Annotated in this window: 3 protein-coding genes; all 3 read left to right on the top strand. The window is 55.2% G+C overall.

Going from position 1 to position 4,756, the window contains the following annotated elements:
• Nucleotides 1–49: 49 nt before the first annotated feature.
• Nucleotides 50–643, top strand: coding sequence for an SGNH/GDSL hydrolase family protein (locus tag RMSM_RS27530; RefSeq protein ID WP_008704782.1), 594 nt, complete (start codon nt 50–52; stop codon nt 641–643).
• Between the two features lie 463 nt (nt 644–1,106).
• On the top strand, nt 1,107–2,594 hold the full coding sequence (locus RMSM_RS27525) for a sulfatase (protein ID WP_008704781.1): 1,488 nt from the start codon (nt 1,107–1,109) through the stop codon (nt 2,592–2,594).
• Between the two features lie 263 nt (nt 2,595–2,857).
• Nucleotides 2,858–4,756 (top strand): DUF1549 domain-containing protein (locus RMSM_RS27520; protein WP_008704779.1); only part of this gene is annotated, 1,899 nt, incomplete at its 3' end.

The following is a 4,756-nucleotide window of genomic DNA, read 5'->3' as shown; positions in this document are numbered from 1 at the left end:
GCGGACGCGGACCTGCCCTCATGCCATGTGATCAATTCGAGCCAGAGCGGTGAAACGATTCGCCGACTGCTCGATTCCGGCCGCTATGACCGACACGCCTCAAAATTGCCTGGGAATCGATTACATTTTCATTCGCTATGGCTTGAACGACCGGGCGAAGATTGAAAACTTTGTCGAGAACTTCCCCAAACACTTTGCCGAGTTGTGCGATCGATTACGCCGCGATCATCCAGCTGCCGAATTGATCCCCATGACCGTGATTCCGTTTTCCAGCAAAGAGGCCAGCGAGCAGATCAACGGCCTGGTTCGTCAAGCTGCGGCGGCAGAGAATCTAGAAGTCTTCGACATCTATCCACGGTATGCCGCAGAACTAAGCAAAGGTGTGAACTCGCTAAATTACCGCCGCTACCCGCTCGCCAAAGTTCCCGCCCAATATCATCCGTTGGTCCAATCCTTTGTCCACGGTCCTAGCGTCGAAGTGATGGGCAACGAGCTGGATCCGATTCTCGGCGATTTGCCGGGGTGGTACTCGGATCGGCACCCTAATTTGGCGGGATACAACGTGATCGCTGACGAAACGGCAAAGTACCTAAGCAAACGACTGCGACACAAGAAGGCGAAAACGCTTAGTGCGAGTCAGTGAACATGATTCGCTGCGCCCAGTCCGATCCCTCATCGATTCGCATAGCGACATGGGTTTAGAGGTGCACAATGTTTCTGAGAGGGCGACCGAGCAAGGTGAATTCCACTGCACGCTAAGTTGCGCGGTCGGCCCTCACCCGGGCGAGGCCTAAAGGGCCCGTCCGACCTCTCCCCGCTTCGCCGGGAGAGGTGACTGAGGAATTTGCCGGACAAACACTAGTTTCCTATGGCAAGGGATGGCTGATGGACTACCTCGTCCGTCATTAATGTATTCGACGGACTAGGAAGTCCATCGTACGACTAAATCAACGGCCTGCTGGTACCAAAACGGCTAATATACGGAAAGACTCCTGCCTAGCTGCTTAACATAGCATGCCTACGATCGACTACACTCTATAGAATTAATCGCTCAGTGATTATGCTCGGTTCACGGAACAATTAATAATTAGATCAGGTAATCGTTAATGAAGTACTACGTTGTTTTTCTAGTCAGTTGTTTGTCGTTTCCAGCGTTCGTGGCTAACGCGGCGGAGCGCCCCAATGTGCTGTTCATCGCTGCGGATGATCTTCGCAATGATTTGCGATGTTTGGGCAACCCCGAAGTGCTGACGCCCAACATCGATGCGTTGGCTGAGCGAGGCCGACTGTTCACGCACGCTTATTGTCAACAAGCATTATGCAACCCATCGCGCGCATCGCTAATGTCGGGACTGCGTCCGGACACGCTTGAGATTTGGGATCTGAGGACGCATTTTCGCGATCAAATGCCCAACGTCGTGACACTGCCACAGCACTTCATGAAGCACGGCTACTTTACGCAAAACATTGGCAAGATCTATCACAATTGGGTCCATGACCTGAAAGGGGATCCGGCGTCGTGGAGCGTTCCGGCGGTAATGCACTTCGCCACGCACAGATCCGACCAACCGATTGTCGATGGAAAGCTGCCACCGAATTTGGCCAAGGACATCAAGTGCGAATGCCGTGACGTTCCCGACGACGCCTACTTTGATGGACGGATCGCGTCGCTGGCGATTGACGCACTACGCGAGCGAAAAACGAACGACCAACCGTTCTTTCTGGCCGTCGGTTTTTGGAAACCGCACTCGCCGTTTAACCCGCCGAAAAAGTACTGGGACATGTATGACCGCGATGCGTTGTCGCCGCCACAAAATCCCGACTGGCCCAAAAACGCTCCGCGGATTGCATGGCACAACAGCCAAGAAATCGTTGGGAGCAAGAACCCGCGTCCGCTCTCCGTCGACGCGGTGATGGAAATGCGGCATGGTTACTTGGCCGCGATCAGCTATTTGGATGCTCAAGTCGGCCGCGTGCTCGACGAACTGGATGCATTGAAAATGCGAGACAACACGATCGTCGTGTTCTGGTCCGACCATGGTTTTCACCTTGGCGAACAAACGCTGTGGGCCAAGACGTCGAACTTCGAACTCGATGCCGCTGTGCCGATGATCTTTTCCGCTCCCGGGATGCAGCATCGTGGCACCAAGACCGACTCGCTCGCGGAATTGATCGACATGGCTCCGACGTTGACCGGCTTGGCGGGGTTGCCGCCGCTTGATGGCGTCGAAGGCGTCAGTCTGGTTCCTATCCTTAAGGATCCCACCGCCACGGTGAAGCAAGCCGCCTACACTCAGCATCCACGCCCTGCGTATTACAAGGATGCGCCCGCTGTGATGGGCCGATCCGTGCGGACCGCACGATACCGGTACACCGAGTGGCGTGACTGGGACACCACAAAATCGTTGGCTCTGAATTATATGACCACGACGTCGATCCTCTGGAAACCGTCAACGTTGCCGCAGCCCCCGAGAACCAGGATGCCATCGAAGCATGCCAGCGTCTGTATCGCATGGGATTCGAGCCATCCGGAAGCGAATAAACAGCGAGGCAGGATTCTTTCCGTATATCAGCCGCTTTGGCCAACGTTGTGAAGCATATTTTCGTAGCGAAACTCGCAGAGAGTTTCGGTTCTACTTACGTGGCCGAAAGTCTCTGCGACTATCGCTACTGATAATTCACATTTTGGATATAAGAAAAACTGCTTCACAGCGTTGGCCATAACGGCAAACAGCGGATTTCTGTGATTTCCCTTGCTCCATAGACTTAGATTACTGTCCTGCGACGGCGAAATTTCGTTTATGATAGGGTTTCCCACCTGCCTTTGCTGCCGCTACATCCTACCCCCGCGCCTACTATGAACGCCATTCGCTCGCTTGCGCTGTTCGTTGTCCTCACGGGCATTAGTCCCACACCAGTAGACTCGGCCGAATCGCTGACGTTCGAAAAAGACGTCCGGCCGATCTTGAAGGCGCATTGTTTTCATTGTCATGGCGAAAGCGGGGTCAAAGAGGCCGAGCTCGACGTGCGACTACGACACTGGATTGTTGCGGGCGGCGATTCTGGCGAAGCGATTGTAGCAGGCAACCCTGATGACTCGCTGCTGCTAGAGCGAGTCGCCTCGGGTGATATGCCTCCGGGGGATAAAACGCTTTCGGATAGCGAGATTGCGACAATCGGTAAATGGATTTTCCAAGGAGCCCCAACCGCTCGCGCCGAACCCGCCTCGCTCGACGCGGGGGACTACATCACCGAAGAGGAGCGAGCGTTTTGGTCGTTCCAACCGATCATGCGCCCCAAAATCCCGGCGGTCGATTCATCGCGAGTCGTCACGCCGATCGATGCGTTTGTTCTGCAGCGGCTTGAGCAGCAGGGGCTTGCGTTTTCTGATACCGCGGATCGCTACACGCTGATTCGCCGAGCAACGTTTGATCTGTGGGGTTTGCCGCCAGATCCTGACAGCGTCGAAGCATTCGTTCGCGACCCAAGTCCCAATGCCTACGAAAATCTGATCGATCGATTGTTAGCGTCGCCTCGTTATGGTGAACGTTGGGGGCGGCACTGGTTGGATGTTGCTGGCTACGCCGATTCCGATGGCTACACCAACACCGACGTCGAGCGTGAATTTTCCTACTTCTATCGCGATTACGTGATCAACAGCTTCAACGATGACAAACCGCTCGATCAATTCATTATCGAACAACTTGCGGGCGACGAGCTGGTCGATGGCGCGGGGGGCACACCCGAGCTTACGCCTGAGCGGATTGCTCAACTCGCCGCAACAGGTTTTCTAAGGATGGCACCCGATGGGACGGCGGCAGGGGGACCGGAACGCGACCTTGCGATCAACTCGACGATCGCCGATACGATCGAAATTGTTTCAACGTCGTTGCTTGGATTGACCGTCGGTTGTGCCCGATGCCACGACCATCGCTATGATCCGATCAGCCAAGCGGACTACCATCGACTGCGAGCGATCTTCGAGCCTGCACTGGATTGGAAGAAATGGAAAACTCCGATGCACCGCCGGATCTCTCTGTACACCGACGCGGATACCAAGGAACGTGCTGCGGTCGAAGCACGAGCCAAAGAAGCCTCCGCGGCACGCACGAAGCGGCAACAAGAACATCTTGACCGCACCCTGTACGAAGAACTGCTAGTCGTTTCCGATGACGTTCGCGAACCGTTAAAAGCGGCCTACGAAACCGCGAAAGCAGAGCGGACCGCGGAACAAGTTGCGTTGTTGGCTGAGTATCCAAGCGTCGCCAGCATCTCGGCGGGCTCGCTATACCTGTATTCACAACAGCGAGCACGACGGGCGAACGATATTGAAAAGGCCGCTGCCGAACGCGAAGCCAGATACATCGATGAGGCAAAACAAAAGCTCGCGGCCGAATCCCCCGACGTGGTTGTCACTGCGGAATCACTCGCCAAACATCATCCCGCCGGTTTTGCCGAAGTGAAGCGATATCGCGATGCGGCTGCGATCTGCCGCAAACTCGATTCAAAAAAAGAACTTGCGGACATGCTCAGTGAGATCACGAAAATCCGCAGTACGGCGCCCAAAGAAAACTTTTTGCGTGTGTTGACCGAACCGGTCAATCACACACCGGAATCCCACTTGTTCATCCGCGGTGATCACAACCAACTCGGTCAAACCGTCCAACCCGGTGAACTGACAGTACTGCAAACGCACACCCCGGTGCAGATCGATGCCAACGATCCTGATCGCTCGACCACCGGGCGACGGCTCGCA

This window comes from Rhodopirellula maiorica SM1 (assembly GCF_000346295.1).
Lineage (GTDB): Bacteria > Planctomycetota > Planctomycetia > Pirellulales > Pirellulaceae > Novipirellula > Novipirellula maiorica.
The sequence above is the reverse complement of the archived record's forward strand: the minus strand, read 5'-3'. Positions and strand labels throughout refer to the sequence as shown.